At 61.7% G+C, this 18,671-nt stretch carries 11 protein-coding genes and 3 rRNA genes; 9 read left to right on the top strand and 5 right to left on the bottom strand.

All coding sequences use genetic code 11. The features are described from left to right. Positions 1-13: 13 nt before the first annotated feature. Entirely contained in the window at positions 14-1,912 is a 1,899-nt protein-coding gene (locus tag GXN78_RS08855; protein WP_106561191.1) for an ATP-binding cassette domain-containing protein, read from the bottom strand. Between the two features lie 652 nt (positions 1,913-2,564). Between GXN78_RS08855 and GXN78_RS08850 the strand changes: the two genes are divergently transcribed. From GXN78_RS08850 to rrf, 3 genes are all read left to right on the top strand, one after another. Beyond that, positions 2,565-4,106: ribosomal RNA gene (locus GXN78_RS08850) — 16S ribosomal RNA — on the top strand. Positions 4,107-4,570: 464 nt separating this feature from the next. After that, positions 4,571-7,451, top strand: a 23S ribosomal RNA gene (locus tag GXN78_RS08845). Between the two features lie 118 nt (positions 7,452-7,569). Further along, positions 7,570-7,682, top strand: a 5S ribosomal RNA gene (rrf, locus tag GXN78_RS08840). Together the 16S, 23S and 5S rRNA genes form the textbook arrangement of a ribosomal RNA operon. A 156-nt stretch (positions 7,683-7,838) precedes the next feature. On the opposite strand, the gene GXN78_RS08835 is transcribed toward rrf, so the two are convergent. Continuing rightward, the gene (locus GXN78_RS08835; protein WP_106557651.1) at positions 7,839-9,530 is read right to left on the bottom strand and encodes an AMP-binding protein; all 1,692 of its coding nucleotides are present in this window, start codon (positions 9,528-9,530) and stop codon (positions 7,839-7,841) included. Between the two features lie 104 nt (positions 9,531-9,634). Between GXN78_RS08835 and GXN78_RS08830 the strand changes: the two genes are divergently transcribed. Continuing rightward, positions 9,635-10,522: an alpha/beta fold hydrolase gene (locus tag GXN78_RS08830; protein ID WP_106557652.1), complete on the top strand. Its 888-nt coding sequence runs from the start codon at positions 9,635-9,637 to the stop codon at positions 10,520-10,522. Positions 10,523-10,534: 12 nt separating this feature from the next. Here the strand turns inward: GXN78_RS08830 and phhA are convergent, their stop codons facing one another. Genes phhA through hppD form a run of 3 tightly spaced genes read right to left on the bottom strand, consistent with a single transcriptional unit; the run spans position 10,535 to position 13,389 of the window. Beyond that, positions 10,535-11,404 (bottom strand): phenylalanine 4-monooxygenase, encoded by an 870-nt coding sequence (phhA, locus tag GXN78_RS08825; protein WP_106557653.1) that lies wholly within the window; start codon positions 11,402-11,404, stop codon positions 10,535-10,537. A gap of 20 nt (positions 11,405-11,424) precedes the next feature. Beyond that, positions 11,425-12,234 carry a transporter substrate-binding domain-containing protein gene (locus tag GXN78_RS08820; RefSeq protein ID WP_106557654.1) on the bottom strand — a complete coding sequence of 270 codons (810 nt, stop codon included), beginning with the start codon at positions 12,232-12,234 and terminating at the stop codon, positions 11,425-11,427. 27 nt (positions 12,235-12,261) lie between these two features. Beyond that, the gene (gene hppD / locus GXN78_RS08815) at positions 12,262-13,389 is read right to left on the bottom strand and encodes a 4-hydroxyphenylpyruvate dioxygenase (RefSeq protein ID WP_106557655.1); all 1,128 of its coding nucleotides are present in this window, start codon (positions 13,387-13,389) and stop codon (positions 12,262-12,264) included. A gap of 153 nt (positions 13,390-13,542) precedes the next feature. Here hppD and GXN78_RS08810 point away from each other — a divergent pair, with 153 nt between their 5' ends. The 5 genes from GXN78_RS08810 (at position 13,543) to GXN78_RS08790 (ending at position 18,610) form a co-directional block, all read left to right on the top strand. Continuing rightward, positions 13,543-14,016: an Lrp/AsnC family transcriptional regulator gene (locus GXN78_RS08810; RefSeq protein ID WP_106557656.1), complete on the top strand. Its 474-nt coding sequence runs from the start codon at positions 13,543-13,545 to the stop codon at positions 14,014-14,016. A gap of 110 nt (positions 14,017-14,126) precedes the next feature. Next, positions 14,127-14,855, top strand: a complete 729-nt coding sequence (locus GXN78_RS08805; RefSeq protein WP_106557657.1) for a GNAT family N-acetyltransferase — start codon at positions 14,127-14,129, stop codon at positions 14,853-14,855. Positions 14,856-14,939: 84 nt separating this feature from the next. After that, a complete protein-coding gene (locus GXN78_RS08800) occupies positions 14,940-15,818 on the top strand; it encodes a transporter associated domain-containing protein (protein WP_106557658.1) in 879 nt (292 codons plus the stop codon). Beyond that, on the top strand, positions 15,815-17,389 hold the full coding sequence (lnt, locus tag GXN78_RS08795; protein WP_106557659.1) for an apolipoprotein N-acyltransferase: 1,575 nt from the start codon (positions 15,815-15,817) through the stop codon (positions 17,387-17,389). Before GXN78_RS08800 ends, lnt begins: the two co-directional genes overlap by 4 nt. A gap of 150 nt (positions 17,390-17,539) precedes the next feature. Further along, positions 17,540-18,610: a type II asparaginase gene (locus GXN78_RS08790; RefSeq protein WP_106557660.1), complete on the top strand. Its 1,071-nt coding sequence runs from the start codon at positions 17,540-17,542 to the stop codon at positions 18,608-18,610. The last annotated feature ends 61 nt before the right edge of the window (positions 18,611-18,671 follow it).

Here is an 18,671-nt window from a genome sequence, read left to right as displayed (position 1 = left end):
AAGGCGCCGTCGGCTACCCCTGTCGTGCCGAATCGAGCTCTTCCCAGCGCTCCATCGCCGCCAGCAATTCCTCGTCGACCTGCGCGTGGCGTTGCGCGAGCTCGGCGGCGCGCGAAGCCTCGCTGGCGTAGATCGCGCCGCCGTCGAGTTCCAGGACTTCGGTGATGCGCTTCTGCTCCTCCTCGAGTTCGGCGATCCGTGCGGGCAGGGTCTCGAACTCGCGCTGCTCCTTGTAGCTGAGCTTTCTGCGCGTTCCCGGGCGCGGGGCCGCCGCCGGCGCTGGGGGCGCTGCCACGGGTGCGGGCGTGGGTGAATCCGGGGCGCTCTGGGCGGCGATCTCGCGAGCGCGCTTGGACTGGGTCATCCAGTCTTCCACACTGCCTTCGTATTCGCGCCAGAGGCCGTCGCCTTCGAAGGCGACGATGCTGGTCACCACGTTGTCGAGGAAGGTGCGGTCGTGGCTCACCAGGAAGACAGTGCCGTCGTAGTTCTGCAGCAGATCCTCGAGCAGCTCGAGCGTGTCGATGTCGAGGTCGTTCGTCGGTTCGTCGAGCACCAGCACATTGGCCGGGCGCGCGAACAGGCGCGCGAGCAGCAGGCGGTTGCGCTCGCCGCCGCTCAGTGAGCGTACCGGCGAGTGTGCGCGCGCCGGCGAGAACAGGAAGTCGGCGAGGTAGCTCTTGACGTGCTTGCGCTGGTTGCCGATCTCGATCCATTCGCTGCCCGGGCTGATGAAGTCCTCCAGCGTGGCATCGAGCTGCAGCGCGTCGCGCATCTGGTCGAAATAGGCGACCTGCAGATTGGTGCCGCGGCGGATCTTGCCGCTGTCCGGCTCGAGCTCGCCGAGGATGAGCTTCAGCAGCGTGGTCTTGCCGGCGCCGTTCGGTCCCAGCAGGCCGACCTTGTCGCCGCGCAGAATGGTGCCGCTGAAGTTGCGGATCACGGTCTTGGCCCCAAAGGCCTTGGTCGCGCCCGTCAGTTCCGCGACGATCTTCCCGCTGGACTGGCCGGAAGCCACGTCCATGTTGACGCTGCCGAGCACTTCGCGCCGGGCGGTGCGCCGGGCGCGCAGCGCCTCGAGACGATTGATGCGGCTCTGGCTGCGGGTGCGGCGGGCCTCCACGCCCTTGCGGATCCAGACTTCCTCTTGGGCAAGGAGCTTGTCGGCCTTGGCACTGATGATCGCTTCTTGGGCGAGTTGCTCCTCCTTTTGCGCCAGGTACTGCTCGAAGTTGCCTGGATAGGAGCTGAGCTTGCCGCGATCCAGCTCCACGATGCGGGTCGCCACGCGGTTTAGGAAGCTGCGGTCGTGCGTGATGGTGACGACGCTGCCCTTGAAGTCGATTAGCAACTGCTCGAGCCATTCGATCGAGTCCAGGTCAAGGTGGTTGGTTGGCTCGTCGAGCAGCAGCACGTTGGGCGCGGCCACCAGAGCCTGTGCGAGGGCCACGCGCTTGCGGGTCCCGCCCGAGAGCTCGCCCACGCGCGCGCTGCCGTCGAGGTGCAGGCGATGCAGGGTCTCCTCGACGCGCTGCTCCCAGTTCCAGGCGTCGAAGGCTTCGATCTGCGATTGCAGCGCGTCGAGGTCGATGCCCGGGGCTCCGGAGAGATATTGCTCACGAAGAGCGATGGCATCGGCCAAGCCGGTGCTGGCGGCCGTGAACACGTCGGCGTCCAGGTCCAGTTGGGGATCCTGGGCCACGTACGCGACGCGCAAGCCCTGCTGGGCCTGGAGCGTGCCGTCGTCGGGCTTCTCCAGTCCGCCCAGGATTTTCAGAAGGGAAGACTTGCCTGCGCCGTTACGGCCGATCAAGCCGATGCGCTCGGATTCGAGAAGCGAGAAGTCCGCATGATCGAGTAGCGGGACGTGTCCGAACGCCAACTGTGCGTCGAGGAGTGTGATGAGTGCCATGTGGCGCGGATTATCGGAGCGGCTGTCGATGGCCTTGGCGGAAGCCCCGGCGGGGGCGCCCTGAAGGAGATGAGGGTCGACATGTGCCGTTCAGTTTTCGATGCCGATGTTGCGAGGCAAGAACTTGGCATATACTCGTGGGCTCTGCTGAAAACGACATCACTTTGCGCTTCAAGGAAGCGCCGAGAGAGTCGGAAGAAAGCAGGCCTCGAAAGTGGCGGGTCTTTAAAAACCGTGTCATAATCGAGGGCTCCGCTCAAGACGGCAGGCAGTTGAAGCTCTCAGGGGGGTTTTGCTGGCTGTGGTGGTGGGTGGGTGAGGGGTTTTGGCGGGGGCCGAGTTGATCGAGAGGTTGGCGGGTTCTTAAAAAAAATAAAAAACTTCAAAAAAGTTTGGTGGTTCTTCAAAAACCGTGTAATTAATCTAAGGCTTCGCTGATCGCAGCGAGGTGAGCAAGAAAGGCACAGGGATGTGTCGGGCTTGCGGGGATCGTTAAAAATATACAGCCGATAAGCGTGGGCGTTTGAGGCGAATGGCCAAGTTCTTCGGAACGAAGCCTTTCAGGCTTTAAATGCTCATGAGAATAGAAGTGAAGTTCACTTCAATTCCGTTTTTATGAGTTTGTCTCGCGAGAGACGTTAAATTCAAGATCGAACTATAGAGTTTGATCCTGGCTCAGATTGAACGCTGGCGGCATGCCTTACACATGCAAGTCGAACGGCAGCACGGGAGCAATCCTGGTGGCGAGTGGCGAACGGGTGAGTAATACATCGGAACGTGCCCCAATCGTGGGGGATAACGCAGCGAAAGCTGTGCCGGATGGTTGCATGAGATCTACGGATGAAAACATAAAAGGGGACCGCAACCCTTGCGCGAATGGACGGCCGATGGCAGATTAGGTAGTTGGTGAGGTAAAGGCTCACCAAGCCTGCGATCTGTAGCTGGTCTGAGAGGACGACCAGCCACACTGGGACTGAGACACGGCCCAGACTCCTACGGGAGGCAGCAGTGGGGAATTTTGGACAATGGGCGCAAGCCTGATCCAGCCATGCCGCGTGCAGGATGAAGGCCTTCGGGTTGTAAACTGCTTTTGTACGGAACGAAAAGGCTTTCTCTAATAAAGAGGGCTCATGACGGTACCGTAAGAATAAGCACCGGCTAACTACGTGCCAGCAGCCGCGGTAATACGTAGGGGCAAGCGTTAATCGGAATTACTGGGCGTAAAAGCGTGCGCAGGCGGTTTCTTAAGACAGTTGTGAAACCCCGGGCTCAACCTGGGAACTGCATCTGTGACTGCATTGCTGGAGTGCGGCAGAGGGGGATGGAATTCCGCGTGTAGCAGTGAAATGCGTAGATATGCGGAGGAACACCGATGGCGAAGGCAATCCCCTGGGCCTGCACTGACGCTCATGCACGAAAGCGTGGGGAGCAAACAGGATTAGATACCCTGGTAGTCCACGCCCTAAACGATGTCAACTGGTTGTTGGGTCTTCACTGACTCAGTAACGAAGCTAACGCGTGAAGTTGACCGCCTGGGGAGTACGGCCGCAAGGTTGAAACTCAAAGGAATTGACGGGGACCCGCACAAGCGGTGGATGATGTGGTTTAATTCGATGCAACGCGAAAAACCTTACCCACCTTTGACATGTACGGAATTTGCCAGAGATGGCTTAGTGCTCGAAAGAGAACCGTAACACAGGTGCTGCATGGCTGTCGTCAGCTCGTGTCGTGAGATGTTGGGTTAAGTCCCGCAACGAGCGCAACCCTTGTCATTAGTTGCTACATTTAGTTGGGCACTCTAATGAGACTGCCGGTGACAAACCGGAGGAAGGTGGGGATGACGTCAAGTCCTCATGGCCCTTATAGGTGGGGCTACACACGTCATACAATGGCTGGTACAAAGGGTTGCCAACCCGCGAGGGGGAGCTAATCCCATAAAACCAGTCGTAGTCCGGATCGCAGTCTGCAACTCGACTGCGTGAAGTCGGAATCGCTAGTAATCGTGGATCAGAATGTCACGGTGAATACGTTCCCGGGTCTTGTACACACCGCCCGTCACACCATGGGAGCGGGTTCTGCCAGAAGTAGTTAGCCTAACCGCAAGGAGGCCAGCCGCCGAAGGCAGGGTTCGATGATTGGGGTGAAGTCGTAACAAGGTAGCCGTATCGGAAGGTGCGGCTGGATCACCTCCTTTCTGGAAACAATGCCGTTCAAACGGAATATAACACTTATGGGTTTATAAACAGAACGTTTCGGCCATGGGTTGTTTGGTTTTGAACCGTCTTGATCATTCGTTGGTTCGAGCCCAACTAGACCCAAACTAGATAACAGTAGACATTAGCTCATGGGAGAGCACCTGCTTTGTAAGCACAAGTTCGATCCCGTCATCCACCAACACCGTGATTCATTTAACGAGAGTGCGAGGCTTTTTGTTGTTGATCGAGATTGTTCGGTCAATCGGCTGTTCTTAAAAAATTCATAGAGCACTGATGGAAACCGATGAAGGTTTAGTGCGGACCGTGCCATCAGCAACAAGAATTTTTGATTGCTGTCAAATGAACTTTTGATCGAAGAATTCGAGCTGTGAAGACCATAACGCACAGGTGAAAGGTGACATATTCTTGATGGGCTTATCCATGAAGAAACGTCAAAGTTATAGGATATGAATAAGGCATGTGGTGGATGCCTTGGCGGAGGCGACGAAACGTGATAGCCTAAGATACCGGGGAGTGGCAAAGAAAGCAAATCCGGAGATTCCCTGAATGGGGAAACCCGGCGAAAGGTATCGCATGATGAATACAAATGCGAGGCGAAGAGGTGAACTGAAACCTCAGTTGAGGAAAAGACATCAACCGAGATTCCGAAAGTAGTGGCGAGCGAAATCGGAAGAGCCTGTTAGTGATAGCACACAAGACTTAACGGAACGGCTGGAAAGGCCCGCCATAGGAGGTGACAGCCCCTGTACGTGAAAAAAAGACGTTCTGGGTGGATCCTGACGAAAAGTAGGGCGGGAACACGAGAAATTCCTGTCGGAAGATGGGGGGACCATCCCCAAGGCTAAATACTCTCAGTGACCGATAGTGAACCAGTACCGTGAGGGAAAGGCGAAAAGAACCCGGAGGGGGAGTGAAAAGATCCTGAAACCGCATGTTTACAAAAGTCGGAGCCCGTTAACGGGTGACGGCGTACCTTTTGTAGAATGGAACCGGCGACTTACGATTCAGTGCAAGGTTAACCAGAAGAGGGGAGCCGTAGAGAAATCGAGTCCGAATAGGGCGTCCAGTCGCTGGTCGTAGACCCGAAACCAGGTGATCTATCCATGTCCAGGATGAAGGTGCAGGTAACACTGAATGGAGGTCCGAACCGACGCAGTGTTGAAAAGTGCAGGGGATGAGGTGTGGGTAGGGGTGAAATGCCAAACGAACCTGGAAATAGCTGGTTCTCTCCGAAAACTATTTAGGGTAGTGCCTCAGGTATTAGTCTTGGGGTAGAGCACTGTTTTTGGACTAGGGGGTCATGGCGGGTTACCAAACCAAGGCAAACTCCGAATACCAATGACTTATCCTTGGGAGACAGAGCACCGGGTGATAACGATCCCGAGTCGAAAGGGAAACAACCCAGACCGCCAGCTAAGGTCCCTAAAATACGTTAAGTGGGAAAGGATGTGGGAAGGCTAAAACAACCAGGATGTTGGCTTTAGAAGCAGCCACCATTTAAAGAAAGCGTAATAGCTCACTGGTCGAGTCGTCCTGCGCGGAAAATGTACGGGGCTAAACGTAGTCACCGAAGCTGCGGGACTGTTTTCGAACAGTGTGGTAGGAGAGCGTTCTAAAGGCTGTGAAGGCCAGTTGTAAAGCGACTGGAGGGAGCGCTTAGAAGTGAGAATGCCGGACATGAGTAGCGAAAGAGGGGTGAAAAGCCCCCTCCGCCGAATGCCTAAGGTTTCCTGAGGAAGTTCGTCCGGCGTAGGGTGAGTCGGGACCTAAGGCGAGGCCGAAAGGCGTAGGCGATGGAAAACAGGTTGATAATATTCCCACCTCCGACCATTTGAGCAATGGGGGGGACGGAGGAGGATAGGGGGTCATCCGGGTATTGGATATCCCGCGTCCAAGGAGTTAGGCTGGGAAATAGGCAAATCCGGTTTCCCATACCGAGGCTGAGCTGTGATGGCGAGAAATATAGTAGCGAAGTTCATCTGAACGAGGTTCCAAGAAAAGCCTCTAGCGAGGTGAGAGGTGACCGTACCGCAAACCGACACTGGTAGGCGAGGAGAGAATCCTAAGGTGATCGAGAGAACTCTCGTTAAGGAACTCGGCAAATTGACACCGTAACTTCGGAAGAAGGGGTGCCCTGTTAGTGTGCAAGCCCGAACAACGGAGCATGAACGGGTGCAAAAATCGGTGGCAGGCGACTGTTTATTAAAAACACAGCACTCTGCAAACACGAAAGTGGACGTATAGGGTGTGACGCCTGCCCGGTGCTGGAAGATTAAATGAGCGGGGGCGCAAGCGAAGGTTGATTGAAGTCCCAGTAAACGGCGGCCGTAACTATAACGGTCCTAAGGTAGCGAAATTCCTTGTCGGGTAAGTTCCGACCTGCATGAATGGCGTAACGATGGGCACTGTCTCCTCCTGAGACTCTCCGGTGAAATTGAAGTGTTTGTGATGATGCAGGTTCCCCGCGGAAGGACGGAAAGACCCCATGAACCTTTACTGTAGCTTTGTATTGGACTTTGAACAGATTGTGTAGGATAGGTGGGAGGCTTTGAAACCGGTCGCCAGCTTCGCATGGAGCCAACGTTGAAATACCACCCTGGTGTGTTTGAGGTTCTAAACCTAGGTCCATTATCTGGCGGGGGGACAGTGCATGGTGGGCAGTTTGACTGGGGCGGTCGCCTCCCAAAGCGTAACGGAGAGAGTTCGAAGGTTCCCTAGAATGGTTGGAAATCGTGACGATAGTGCAAAGGCATAAGGGAGCTTAACTGCGAGACTGACAAGTCGAGCAGGGACGAAAGCAGGACTTAGTGATCCGGTGGTTCTGCATGGAAGGGCCATCGCTCAACGGATAAAAAGCTACCTGGGGATAACAGGCTTATACCGCCCAAGAGTCCACATCGACGGCGGGTTTGGCACCTCGATGTCGGCTCATCTCATCCTGGGGCTGTAGTCGGTCCCAAAGGGTTGGGCTGTTCGCCATTAAAAGAGGTACGTGAGCTGGGTTTAAAACGTCGTGAGACAGTTCGGTCCCTATCCGTCGTGGGCGCTGCAAATTTGAGGAAGCCTGTCCTTAGTACGAGAGGACCGGGATGGACACACCTCTGGTGTATCGGTTGTTCACGCCAGTGGCATCGCTGGGTAGCTAAGTGTGGAAGAGATAACCGCTGAAAGCATCTAAGCGGGAAACTCGTTTCAAGATGAGATCTGCCGGGGCCTCGAGCCCCCTGAAGAGTCGTTCTAGACCAGGACGTTGATAGGTCGGGTGTGGAAGCGCAGTAATGCGTTAAGCTAACCGATACTAATTGCTCGTGCGGCTTGACCCTATAACTTTGATCAGCATGATCAAGGTGTTATGCCAAGTGACGCAGTCAAAACCAAAAGCTGATTCCCAACTCTATGAATTCGTTGTGCTGACCAACCTCAGCACAGCAACCCTTTATGCCTGATGACCATAGCGAGGTGGTCCCACTCCTTCCCATCCCGAACAGGACAGTGAAACGCCTCAGCGCCGATGATAGTGCGGGTTCCCGTGTGAAAGTAGGTCATCGTCAGGCTCTTACAGCCCCAAAAAGCCCAACCAGACATGGTTGGGCTTTTTGCTTTTGGAATGCGAAGCGCCCGCGGGCAACGTCGGACGGAGGCTTGTTGATCGCGGCCGTCAGTGGGTACTGTCGATGCCGCGCTCGCGCGCAACTGCGCGGCGAGCGTGTTCAAGCCGTCGCACCGGGACGCAACTGCCGCCGCAAAATCTTGCCGACGTTCGTCTTCGGCAGGCTGTCCCTGAACTCGATGTGCTTGGGCCGCTTGTAACCGGTCAGCTGGTCATTGCAGTAACGCATCACGGCATCTTCGGTCAACGTGGTATCCCTGCGCACCACAAAGACCTTAATCGCCTCGCCCTGCTTCTCGTCTGGCACCCCGATCGCCGCGCACTCGACCACGCCGGGGCACAAGGAGATGACGTTCTCGAGCTCGTTGGGGAACACGTTGAAGCCGCTCACCAGGATCATGTCCTTCTTGCGGTCGACGATTCGGCTGTAGCCGTCCTCCTGCATGACCGCGATGTCGCCGGTGCGCATGAAACCATCGGCGGTGAACGCCGCTGCGGTCTCCGCGGGCTGGTTGTAGTAGCCGACCATCACGTTGGGCCCCTTGATGCAGAGCTCGCCCGCCTCGCCGGGTGACAAGGAGCGCCCTTCGTCGTCCTTGATTGCGATCTCGATGCTCGGCAGGGGCAGGCCGATGGTGCCGGTGAAGGCGGTGTTGGAGACCGGATTGTTCGTGCCGATCGCGCAGGTCTCGCTCATACCCCAGCCTTCGATCATCGGGCAGCCCGTGGCTTCGAGCCACTTGCGGGCCGTGCCTTCGGAAGCGGCCATGCCGCCGGCCTGGGAGACGAAAAGCGTGGAGAAGTCGACGGTCTTGAATTCCGGATGCACCAACAGTGCGTTGAACAAGGTGTTGACCGCCGGCAGCATGTGAAAGGGCCGTTTCTTGAGCACGGAGATGAACTTGTCGAAGTCGCGCGGATTGGGGATCAGTGTGAGATGCGAACCTTGCCGAATGGCGAGCAGGCACAGTGTCAGCGCAAAGATGTGATAGAGCGGCAGCGCCGCAATGCTGTTGACCTTCGACAGGTCGCCCGCCCGCTCCAGCGCCGGCGTGAACCAGGCCTCGGCCTGCAGTGTTGCTGCGACGATATTGCGGTGCGTCAGCACGGCCCCCTTCGAGAGCCCGGTGGTGCCGCCGGTGTACTGCAGGAAAGCGATCGAATCCAGTGTGCTGGTGTCGGGGCCGAGCGTGCGCCCCTTGCCTTCCGCAATTGCCTTGGGAAAGGGCGTCACGGTCCGCCCCTTGTCGAGCGGCAGCTTGTAGGGCGGCACCATTTTCGCGAGGTGCCGCACCGCCAGCGTGATCCAGGTGCCGTAGAGTCCGCCGAGCAGGTCGCCCATCGACGCGACCACCACATGCTTGATCGGCGTCTGCTCGATCACCTGTTCGAGCGTGGCGGCGAAGTTCTCGAGGATGATAATCGCCGTCGCGCCGGAGTCCTTCAACTGGTGCTCGAGCTCGCGTGCTGTGTACAGCGGATTGACATTGACGCAGGTGTACCCCGCGCGCAGCACCCCCGCCATAGTGACGGCGAACTGCGGCACGTTAGGCAGCATGATGGCCACCCGTGCGCCGGGCTCCAGGCCTCGCGACTGGAGCCAGGCACCGAGCGCCCCGGACAGCTCGTCGAGCTCCGCGTAGCTCATCCACCGCTCCATGCAGACCGAGAACGGCCGGCTCGCGTAGCGCTGGAAGGACTCCTCGAACATATGGCGCAGCGAACGGTACTGCTCCGGGTGCACCTCCTGCGGCACACCGGGCGGATAGCTCTTCAAAACGGCTGATTGCATGCGATCTCCTTTGGCGCGGATTGTCGAATCGAGCTTGGCGATGCCACCAGCGGGCTTGTCCTAGGGTCGTGCCCGATCCTGTCGCGCATGCGATAGTCGGTCGCATGGTCGCGCATCTACAGCAATGCATCGTGCTGGTCTGGCTGCTGGCCGCGATCATGTGGACCAGCGTTTGGTGGCCGCATTGGCCCTTCGTAGCAGCGGGCGGGCTGCTGGTCCTGGGCCTGGGCCATGCCGTCTTCCTGGCGCTGGAGCTCATGGCCAGCTACCACGTCAGCGGCCGGGATCCCTTGAGCCGCGCGACGGTCATGCAATGCGTGCGGGCCTGGCTCGCCGAAAGCCGGACGGCTCTGCAGGTCTTCTGCTGGCAGCAGCCATTCCGCTCGCGCGCCGTGTCCGATCATCTGCCGGAGGGCAGTCGTCGCCGCGGCGCGGTGCTGATTCACGGCTTCCTCTGCAACCGTGGCTTCTGGAACCCCTGGCTACGTGCGTTGCATGCGAGGAACCATGCCTTCGTGGCTGTCAATCTGGAGCCGGTCCTCGGCCCGATCGAGCTCTATGTGCAGAGCATCGACGAAGCGATCTCGCGCGTGACTGCGGCCACGGGGCGGCCGCCCGTACTGATCTGCCACAGCATGGGCGGCTTGGCGGCTCGCGCCTGGCTGCGCGGTGCCGATGCGACGCGCGTGCATCGCATCGTGACCATCGGCACGCCGCACCGGGGAACCTGGCTGGCGCGCTTCGGCCGTACCGCCAGCGGGCGCCAGATGCGAATCGGCGGCGAATGGATGCGGCAGATGGAGAGCGAATGCGGCAGCACACGCCAAGTCGCGTTCACCTGCTGGTACTCGAACTGCGACAACATCGTGTTTCCCACCTCGACGGCCACACTCCCGGATGCCGATAACCGGCTCGCGCCGGGCCGTGGACATGTGGAGATGGCCTTCGTCCCAGGCCTGCGACAGCAGACCCTCGCCTTGCTCGAGGACTGAGGAGCGCGCAGCTCAGATAGAGGATTCGCCCGGCAGGAGCACGCCGGGCTCGATGTCCGGCCGCGTGGCGAGCGCGTCGTAGAGCGGCGTGAAGTCCGGTGCCGTCATCTCGAACAGCTGAGCAAAGCTGTCGATCACGAAGTAATTGGCTTGATAGGTGTCGATCTTGTAGCGCGTGCGCATGGCCCGCAGCAGGTCGAGCGGCAAGCGCTGTGGCTCCTCGCTGCGCACCGCATGCCGTAGCTCGCCGACCGAACTCAGGATGCCCGCGCCGTACGCACGCACGCCCTCGGCCTGACGGATGAGCCCGAACTCGACCGTGTACCAGTAAAGCCGCGCGAGCTTTTCGCCGGCGCCCAGGTCATGCGCCTTGATACCGCCCTGCCCGTAGCGCTGCACGTAGTCCGCGAAGGTCGGGTCGAAGAGCATCGGCACATGGCCGAAGAGATCGTGGAACACGTCGGGCTCGACGATGTAGTCGAACTCCTCGGGCTTGCGGATCCAGTCCGTGACCGGGAACTTGCGGTTCGCCAGCAGCGTGAAGAAGGGCAGCTCCGGGATCAGCCCCGGCACCGCGACGATCTCCCAGCGTGTTGCCTTGTAAAGCCGCTCGTTGATCTCGTCGAAGCGCGGAATGCGGTCCTTGATGCCGAGCAGGGGTAGCGATGCGATGAAGGCATTGCACGCCAGCCCGGTCAACTGCGCGGCCTGCCGCTCGTAGAGGCGCCGATAGGTGTCATGGTCGGCCGGCGTGTAGCTGCCCCAGTCCTGCGGGCAGGTGTAATCGGCCAGCACCGCGCCATCGCGCGAATAGTCGCCGCGCGGCGGCCGGTCTGATTGGCCGTAGACGGCGGGCATGACCGCACCTGAAGGCGTCTCCATGGGAAGCTCCAATTGGGTTGTTACTTGAGCCAGCGGTCCATCACGCGCTGGAACTCGCCACCGGCCTGTGCCAGGTGCAGCCACTGGTCGACATAGGCCTTGAAGGCGATGTCGTCGCGCGGCAGCATCCAGGCCATCTCGCCGTACTGCAGCGGCTTGTCGGGATTGACCGCGCAAAGGCCCGGCTTGAGCTTCTGCTGCGTGATCGCCTCGGCCGCCTCGGTCACGAAGACATCGGCGCGGTTCCCGAGGATCTCGTCGAAGATCGTCACGTTCTCGCCGTGCATCGTGAGCTTGGCGCGCTTGAAGTTGGCGCGCGCGAAGCGCTCGTTGCTGCCGCCGGGGTTGAAGATCACCCGCACCTCGGGTTTGTCGATGGCGGCCACGCTCTGGTATTTGGCGACATCGGCGCAGCGCGCGATCGGCGTCTTGCCGTTGACCATGTAGGGCGCGCTGAAGAACGCGCGCTTCTGCCGCTCGGTGGTCACCGAGACGCCGCCCACCGCGAGATCGCACTTGCCCGCGGCAAGGTCGGGCAGCAGGTTGGCCCACGTCGTCTTGATCCACTCCGGCTTCGCATTGAGGCTGCCGCTGAAGCTCGTCATCAGGTCGACGTCGATGCCTTCGTAGCTCGCATCGGTCTTCTGAAAGCTGAAGGGCTTGTAGTCGCCCGGCGTGCAGATGCGCAGCACGCCCGCCTTCTGCACCGCATCGAGATGCGATGCCGCCGTGCTCTGCGGCTGCTGCTGCGCATTCATCGCGCAGCCGACCAGCGCGAGGACCGCAGCCGCGATCGATGACGAGCGACTCCAAAAGCCGAGACGACGCATTCCTTACTCCTGTGTGTGATGGAGCAACTATTGTGCGGCGCTCAACACCCCGCGGCGAATCTGGTCGAGCTCGATGCTTTCGAACAGCGCCTTGAAGTTGCCGTTGCCGAAGCCGTCGTCACCCTTGCGCTGGATGAACTCGAAGAAGATCGGCCCCAGCTGGTTCTCGCTGAAGATCTGCAGCAGCAGCGCGTCCTTCTTGCCGTCGATCAGGATCTTGCGCTTCTGCAGTTCGTCGATGCTTTCGCCGTGGCCCGGGATGCGCTTGTCCACCAGCTCGTAGTAGGTGTCGATGGTGTCGAGCAGCTTGACGCCGCTGGTGCGCAGCGCATCGACCGTCTTGTAAAGGTCGTCCGAGCCCATCGCGATGTGCTGGATGCCTTCCCCGCGATAGAGGTCCAGGTACTCCTGGATCTGGCCGGCCTGTTCCTTGCCTTCCTCGTTGATCGGGATGCGGATCTTGCCGCAGGGGCTGGTCATCGCCTTGCTCTTCACGCCGGTCACCTGGCCTTCGATGTCGAAGTACTTGATCTCGCGGAAGTTGAAGAGGCGCTCGTAGAAGTCCGCCCATTCGTTCATGCGGCCGCGGTGCACGTTGTGCGTCAGATGGTCGATATAGGTCAGGCCGTTGCCTTCCGGCGCCAGCGCCTGCTGCGCCGTCAGGCCGGGCAGCGCCTCGAAGTCGACGTCGTAGAACCCGATGTTGCCGATGTCGCCGGGCTGCGCACCGTTCTTGCCGCGCCAGCGGTCGACCAGGTAGATCAGACTGTCGCCGATGCCCTTGATGGCGGGGATGTTCAGTTCACCGGGCCCGGCCTTGTCGGCAAAGCCCCAGGCGCCGAGCGAGATGGCGCGCTCGTAGGCGGCCTTGGCGTCCTGCACCCGGAACGCGATGGCGCAGACGCTGGGGCCGTGCTGGCGCGCGAAGCGCTGGGCGAAGGAATCCGGCTCGGCGTTGACGATGAAGTTGATCGTGCCCTGGCGGTACAACAGAACGTTCTTGTGGCGGTGCTTGGCCACCGCCTTGAAGCCCATGCGCTCGAACACCTCGCCCATGGCGGCCGGATCGGGTGCGGCGTATTCGATGAATTCGAAGCCGTCGGTGCCCATGGGGTTGTCCCAAGGGGTGAAGGCGGGGGCGTCGGCGGTGCTCATGGGTGTCTCCAGGGAAGGTGGGCGGGGATGTTCAGTGTGGCGCTCGGGCTGCGCCGGCCACGTGTGGAACTGTAAGAGCGCAACCCCTCATGATTTCAGCGTTATCAGGCCTAAGGTGAAGGCGAAACGCATGAAAACTGTGAAAATTGAGAAATGAGCGCACTCGACAAGCTGGATCGATTGATTTTGCGCACGCTGCAAAGCGACGGTCGCGCCACTTATGACCAACTGGCCGAAGAGGTCAGCCTCTCGCCGAGCGCGGTGCTGCGGCGCGTCCGGCGGCTGGAGGAAAGCGGCGTCATCGACCGCTACGTGGCCTTGGTCAAACCCGAGGCAGTGGGCCTGGGCCTCACGGCGTATCTCAACGTCCGACTCGAAAAGCACACCGAAACCCATAAGCGCAACCCCATGGACCTGTTCCGCGCCAGCGTCCAGACCTGGCCGGAGGTGGTGGAATGCGCCGCGCTGACGGGAGAAATGGACTATTTGTTGCGCGTCGTCGTCGCCGATATGGCGCACTACAGCCGTTTCATCATGGACACGCTGCTCAAGCACCCCAGCGTGCAAGACTGCAAGACCAGCTTCGTGCTGGACCGGGTCAAAGCCACGACGGCCGTGCCGATATAGCAACGGGGGCGCCTATTTTTCCCTACGGGATGCCACAAAATGTATTCTTATGGATTACTTTTTTATCCATGCTCGCTTGTTGATTAAGGGGAAACCCTTATATTGGAGCCATGCATACCGCCAAGGCCCTCTTCAAAGCCTCGCTCGGCATCGGTTCCTTCCTGAAAGCACCCATGGTTGAAGCCCAGCCGCGTCGCGCGCCCGCTCCCGCCCCCGTGATGGTGCCGATCCGCTCCATCGGTCCGCGCGAGCGCGAGCGCATCGCCCAGCACCTGCTGGCCCTCAAGCCCCACGACCGCTACCTGCGTTTCGGCTATGCCGCCTCCGACGAGCAGATCCAGCGCTACGTCGACGGCCTCGATTTCGACCGCGACGAACTCTTCGGCATCTACAACCGCCGTCTCGATCTGATCGCGATGGCCCATCTGGCCTTCGCCCCTGACGACCAGCTCAAGGACTGCGCCGAATTCGGCGTCTCGGTGGCCGAGCACGCCCGCGGCCGCGGCTATGGCGCACGTCTGTTCGAGCGCGCGGTGGTGATGGCCCGCAACGAGGGCGTGGGCATGCTCTTCATCCACGCGCTGACCGAGAACACGGCCATGCTCAAGATCGCGCGCAATGCCGGCGCCACCGTGGTGCGCAGCGGCTCCGAATCCGAAGCCCACCTGCAGCTGCCCGACGCCACCTTCGACAGCCGCATGAGCGAAATCGCGCTGGAGCACTACGCCGAGGTCGATTTCCAGCTCAAGACGCGCGCCAAGCAGTTCTGGGCCTTCCTGGCCACCGTGCAGGAGATCCGCAGCGGCGTGCGCGCCGCCCGCGAGCAGTCCTCGCCCTGAGCTCCCTCGGCAGGCGACCGGCGGGCGCACGCGTCACCGGCGGGTTCCGGTATCCTTGTGATCCCCCAACTCCGCCCTCCCGCAGTGGCTGACCCTCACCCCGAACGCGTGCCCGCTGAACGCGAAGACAAGCGCAGTTTTCTGCAGAAGCTCGCCGAGTTCATCCATCCCGGACCGGACTCGCGCGACGAGCTGATCGAAACCCTCGCCGATGCCGAGGACAACGACGTGATCGGCGCCGAGTCCCGCGTCATGCTCGAAGGCGTGCTGCGCATGGCCGACATGAGCGCCGGCGACGTGATGGTGGCCGCGCCGCGCATGGACCTGATCAACATCGACGCGTCCTTCGAATCGCTGCTGAACCTGGTGATCGACACCGCGCACTCGCGCTTCCCCGTCTACGAGGGCGAGAAGGAAAACATCATCGGCATCCTGATGGCGAAGGACCTGCTCAAGCTGCAGCGCGCCCCGGGGCTGAACATCCGCGCGCTGCTGCGTCCCGCCACCTTCGTGCCCGAGAGCAAGGGCCTGAACGACCTGCTGCGCGAGTTCCGAGGCAACCGCAACCACCTCGCGATCGTGATCGACGAGTTCGGCCGCGTGGCCGGGCTCATCACCATCGAGGACGTGCTGGAGCAGATCGTCGGCGAGATCGAGGACGAATTCGACATCGCCGAGGACGAAGGCGACATCTTCGGCCTGGCCGACCGCACCTACCGCGTCTCCGGCGACACGCCGATCGAGCGCGTCGCGGAGGCCTTCGGCATCGTCTTCGACGAGGAGATGTTGAGCGAGGACTTCGACACCATCGGCGGCCTGATCGCGCACGAGATGGGCCATGTGCCCAAGCGCGGCGAGCACTATGCGCTGGGCGCCTTCGACTTCGTCGTGCTCCACACGAAGGGCGGCGCGGTGCGCTGGTTCAAGGTCTCGCCGGCGCGCGGCGACGACGCGGCCGATTGAAAACGCTGGCGCGCGCGCTGGGCTTCGGACTCGCGGGGCTCGCGCAGGCCGCGTCGATCGCGGCTCCCTGGAACGGCCAGCCCCTGTGGTGGCTGCAGCTGATCTCGCTGGCGGTGCTGGCCTGGCAACTCGACGCGCTGCGGGAGCGCACGCACCCGCGGCCCGCGTGGCGAAGCGCGGCGCTCTACGGCTGGCTGTTCTCCACCGCCTGGCTGTGCGGCACCTTCTGGTGGCTCTTCGTCTCGATGCACACCTACGGCGGGCTTGCCGCGCCGCTGGCCGCGATCGCCGTGCTGGCGCTGTCCGCGGCCCTGTCGCTGTACTACGCCGCCGCCGCAGCCTTCTACGTGGCCTTCGCGCCCGTGCATCGGGCCGGCGCGGTCCTTCTGTTCGCCGCGGCCTGGACGCTGGCTGAGCTGCTGCGAAACAGCCTGTTCACCGGCTTTCCCTGGGGCGCGGGCGGTTACGCCCATGTGGATGGCCCGCTCTCGGCCTATGCGCCATGGCTCGGCGTGTACGGCGTGGGCGCGGTCGCGGCGGCGATCGCGACGCTCCTTGCAGCTGTGCTGCGCGCCGCACGGGGCGGGAAGCGGGCGATGGCGCTCGCGCTGGCGCTGGCGCTGGTCCTCCTCGGTGCGCCCGCGCTTGTCGCCGCCGTTCGCAGCGCACCCGACGACGCGGCACTTTCGCGCGGCCGGCTGGAGCTCGCGTTGCTGCAGGGCAATATCCCGCAGGACGAGAAGTTCATCCCCAGCGGCGGCATCGCCACCGCGCTGCAGTGGTATGGCGAGCAACTGCAGCGTGCCACCGCGCCGCTGGTTATAACGCCCGAGACCGCGCTGCCCCTGTTGCCCACGCAGCTACCGCCCGGCTACCTGGACGCCATCGCGGCGCGCTACGCCAACAGCAAGCAGACCGCCATCGTGGGCCTGCCGCTGGGCGATGGCCGCGTCTACACGAACACGGTGCTGGGCTTCGGGCCCGGGCGCAGCACGCCCTACCGCTACGACAAGCACCACTTGGTGCCCTTCGGCGAATTCGTGCCGGGCCTGTTCCGCTGGTTCACCGACATGATGAACATCCCGCTCGGCGACTTCCAGAGCGGCGGCCTCGCGCAGCCGCCGCTGATGTGGCAGGGCCAGCGCATCGCGCCCAACATCTGCTATGAGGACCTCTTCGGCGACGAGATCGGCGCCAACTTCCGCGATGAGGCGCAGGCGCCCACCGTGCTGCTCAACGTCAGCAACATCGCCTGGTTCGGCGACACGGTTGCGATCGACCAGCACCTGGCCATCTCGCGTATGCGGGCGCTGGAGTTCCAGCGGCCAATGGTGCGCGCCACCAACACCGGCGCCACCGCGGTGATCGACCACCGAGGCCGCGTCACGCACGCCCTGCCGCGCCTCACACGCGGCGTGCTGGTGGCAAGCGTCGAAGGGCGCTCCGCGCTCACGCCCTATGCGTTCTGGGTCTCGCGCTTCGGATTGTGGCCGCTGTGGGGCCTGGCGCTGGCGATCATGGCGGCCGCGCCGTTTTTCACGCAGCGGCGGGCCAGCCGAGCCGCCGCCTGACGTCTGATCAGAACGCGTCGGCGGAAACGCGGGCGTCCGGCCGCCGGCATCGCCGCATGCGCAGGAAGCATTTCAGGCCTGTGACGGCGGCCCGGGCTTCCGGTATCGTCCCTGCGCTTCGTGAAATTCTTCACGCCAACAGGAGCCTCCATGTTCTTTGCCCCCCGCTTCCGTGCCTTCGCGGCCGTCGCGGCGCTGACTGCCGCCGCAGCCGTCGCCCATGCCCAGCAGGCCTTGCCCAACGTCGTGATCCTGGCCACCGGCGGCACCATCGCCGGCGCCGGCGCCTCGGCCGCCAACAGCGCCACCTACGCCGCCGCCAAGGTGCCGGTCGACAAGCTGATCGCCGGCCTGCCCGAGATCTCCAAGGTGGCCAACGTCCGCGGCGAACAGGTGTTCCAGATCGCCTCCGAGAGCTTCACCAACGACAACCTGATGGTGCTGGCCAAGCGCGTTTCGGCCCTGTCCAAGCAGGCCGACGTGGACGGCATCATCATCACCCACGGCACCGACACGCTGGAAGAGACCGCCTATTTCCTGAACCTGGTGGTGCGCACCTCCAAGCCGATCGTCGTGGTCGGCTCGATGCGCCCGGGCACCGCCCTGTCGGCCGACGGCGCGCTCAACCTGTACGACGCCGTCAACGTCGCCGCCAGCAAGGACGCGTCCGGCAAGGGCGTGCTGGTGACCATGAACGATGAGATCCAGAGCGGCCGCGACGTCAGCAAGGTGGTCAACATCAAGACCGAGGCTTTCAAGAGCCAGTGGGGCCCACTGGGCATGATCGTGGAGGGCAAGAACTACTGGTTCCGCGCGCCGGTCAAGCGCCACACCACGCAGTCCGAGTTCAACATCGACGAGATCACGGCGCTGCCGGCAGTCGACATCGTCTACGGATACGGCAACGTGCCCGCCACGGCGATCGACGCCTTCGGCAAGAGCGGCGCGAAGGCGCTCGTCCTCGCCGGCACCGGCAACGGCTCGGTGGCCGACCGCATCGTGCCCGTGCTGCAGAAGCTGCGCAGCGACGGCGTGCAGATCATCCGCAGCTCGCGCGTGTCCGACGGCTTCGTGATCCGCAACGCCGAGCAGCCCGACGACAAGTACGACTGGGTGGTGGCGCATGACCTGAAGCCGCAGAAGGCGCGGATCCTGGCGATGGTGGCGCTCACGAAGACCAACGATCCGAAGCAACTGCAGCGGATCTTCTGGGAGTATTGAGCCCCGGGGCTTCCCACTTCCCCTCGACGGCCGCAGCGGCGCAAGCCCTGCGGCCGTTGTC

Origin of the sequence: Variovorax sp. WS11 (assembly GCF_010499245.1) — a bacterium.
Lineage (GTDB): Bacteria > Pseudomonadota > Gammaproteobacteria > Burkholderiales > Burkholderiaceae_C > Variovorax.
Note: the sequence above shows the minus strand (reverse complement) of the source record. Positions and strands in the feature narration are given on the sequence as shown.

Coding starts and splice junctions, on each gene's coding strand:
- GXN78_RS08820 (WP_106557654.1), bottom strand. CDS start 12,234: ATGCGTCGTCTCGGCTTTTGGAGTCGCTCGTCATCGATCGCGGCTGCG.
- GXN78_RS08805 (WP_106557657.1), top strand. CDS start 14,127: ATGCATACCGCCAAGGCCCTCTTCAAAGCCTCGCTCGGCATCGGTTCC.
- hppD (WP_106557655.1), bottom strand. CDS start 13,389: ATGAGCACCGCCGACGCCCCCGCCTTCACCCCTTGGGACAACCCCATG.
- GXN78_RS08830 (WP_106557652.1), top strand. CDS start 9,635: ATGGTCGCGCATCTACAGCAATGCATCGTGCTGGTCTGGCTGCTGGCC.
- GXN78_RS08835 (WP_106557651.1), bottom strand. CDS start 9,530: ATGCAATCAGCCGTTTTGAAGAGCTATCCGCCCGGTGTGCCGCAGGAG.
- phhA (WP_106557653.1), bottom strand. CDS start 11,404: ATGGAGACGCCTTCAGGTGCGGTCATGCCCGCCGTCTACGGCCAATCA.
- GXN78_RS08790 (WP_106557660.1), top strand. CDS start 17,540: ATGTTCTTTGCCCCCCGCTTCCGTGCCTTCGCGGCCGTCGCGGCGCTG.
- GXN78_RS08855 (WP_106561191.1), bottom strand. CDS start 1,912: ATGGCACTCATCACACTCCTCGACGCACAGTTGGCGTTCGGACACGTC.
- GXN78_RS08810 (WP_106557656.1), top strand. CDS start 13,543: ATGAGCGCACTCGACAAGCTGGATCGATTGATTTTGCGCACGCTGCAA.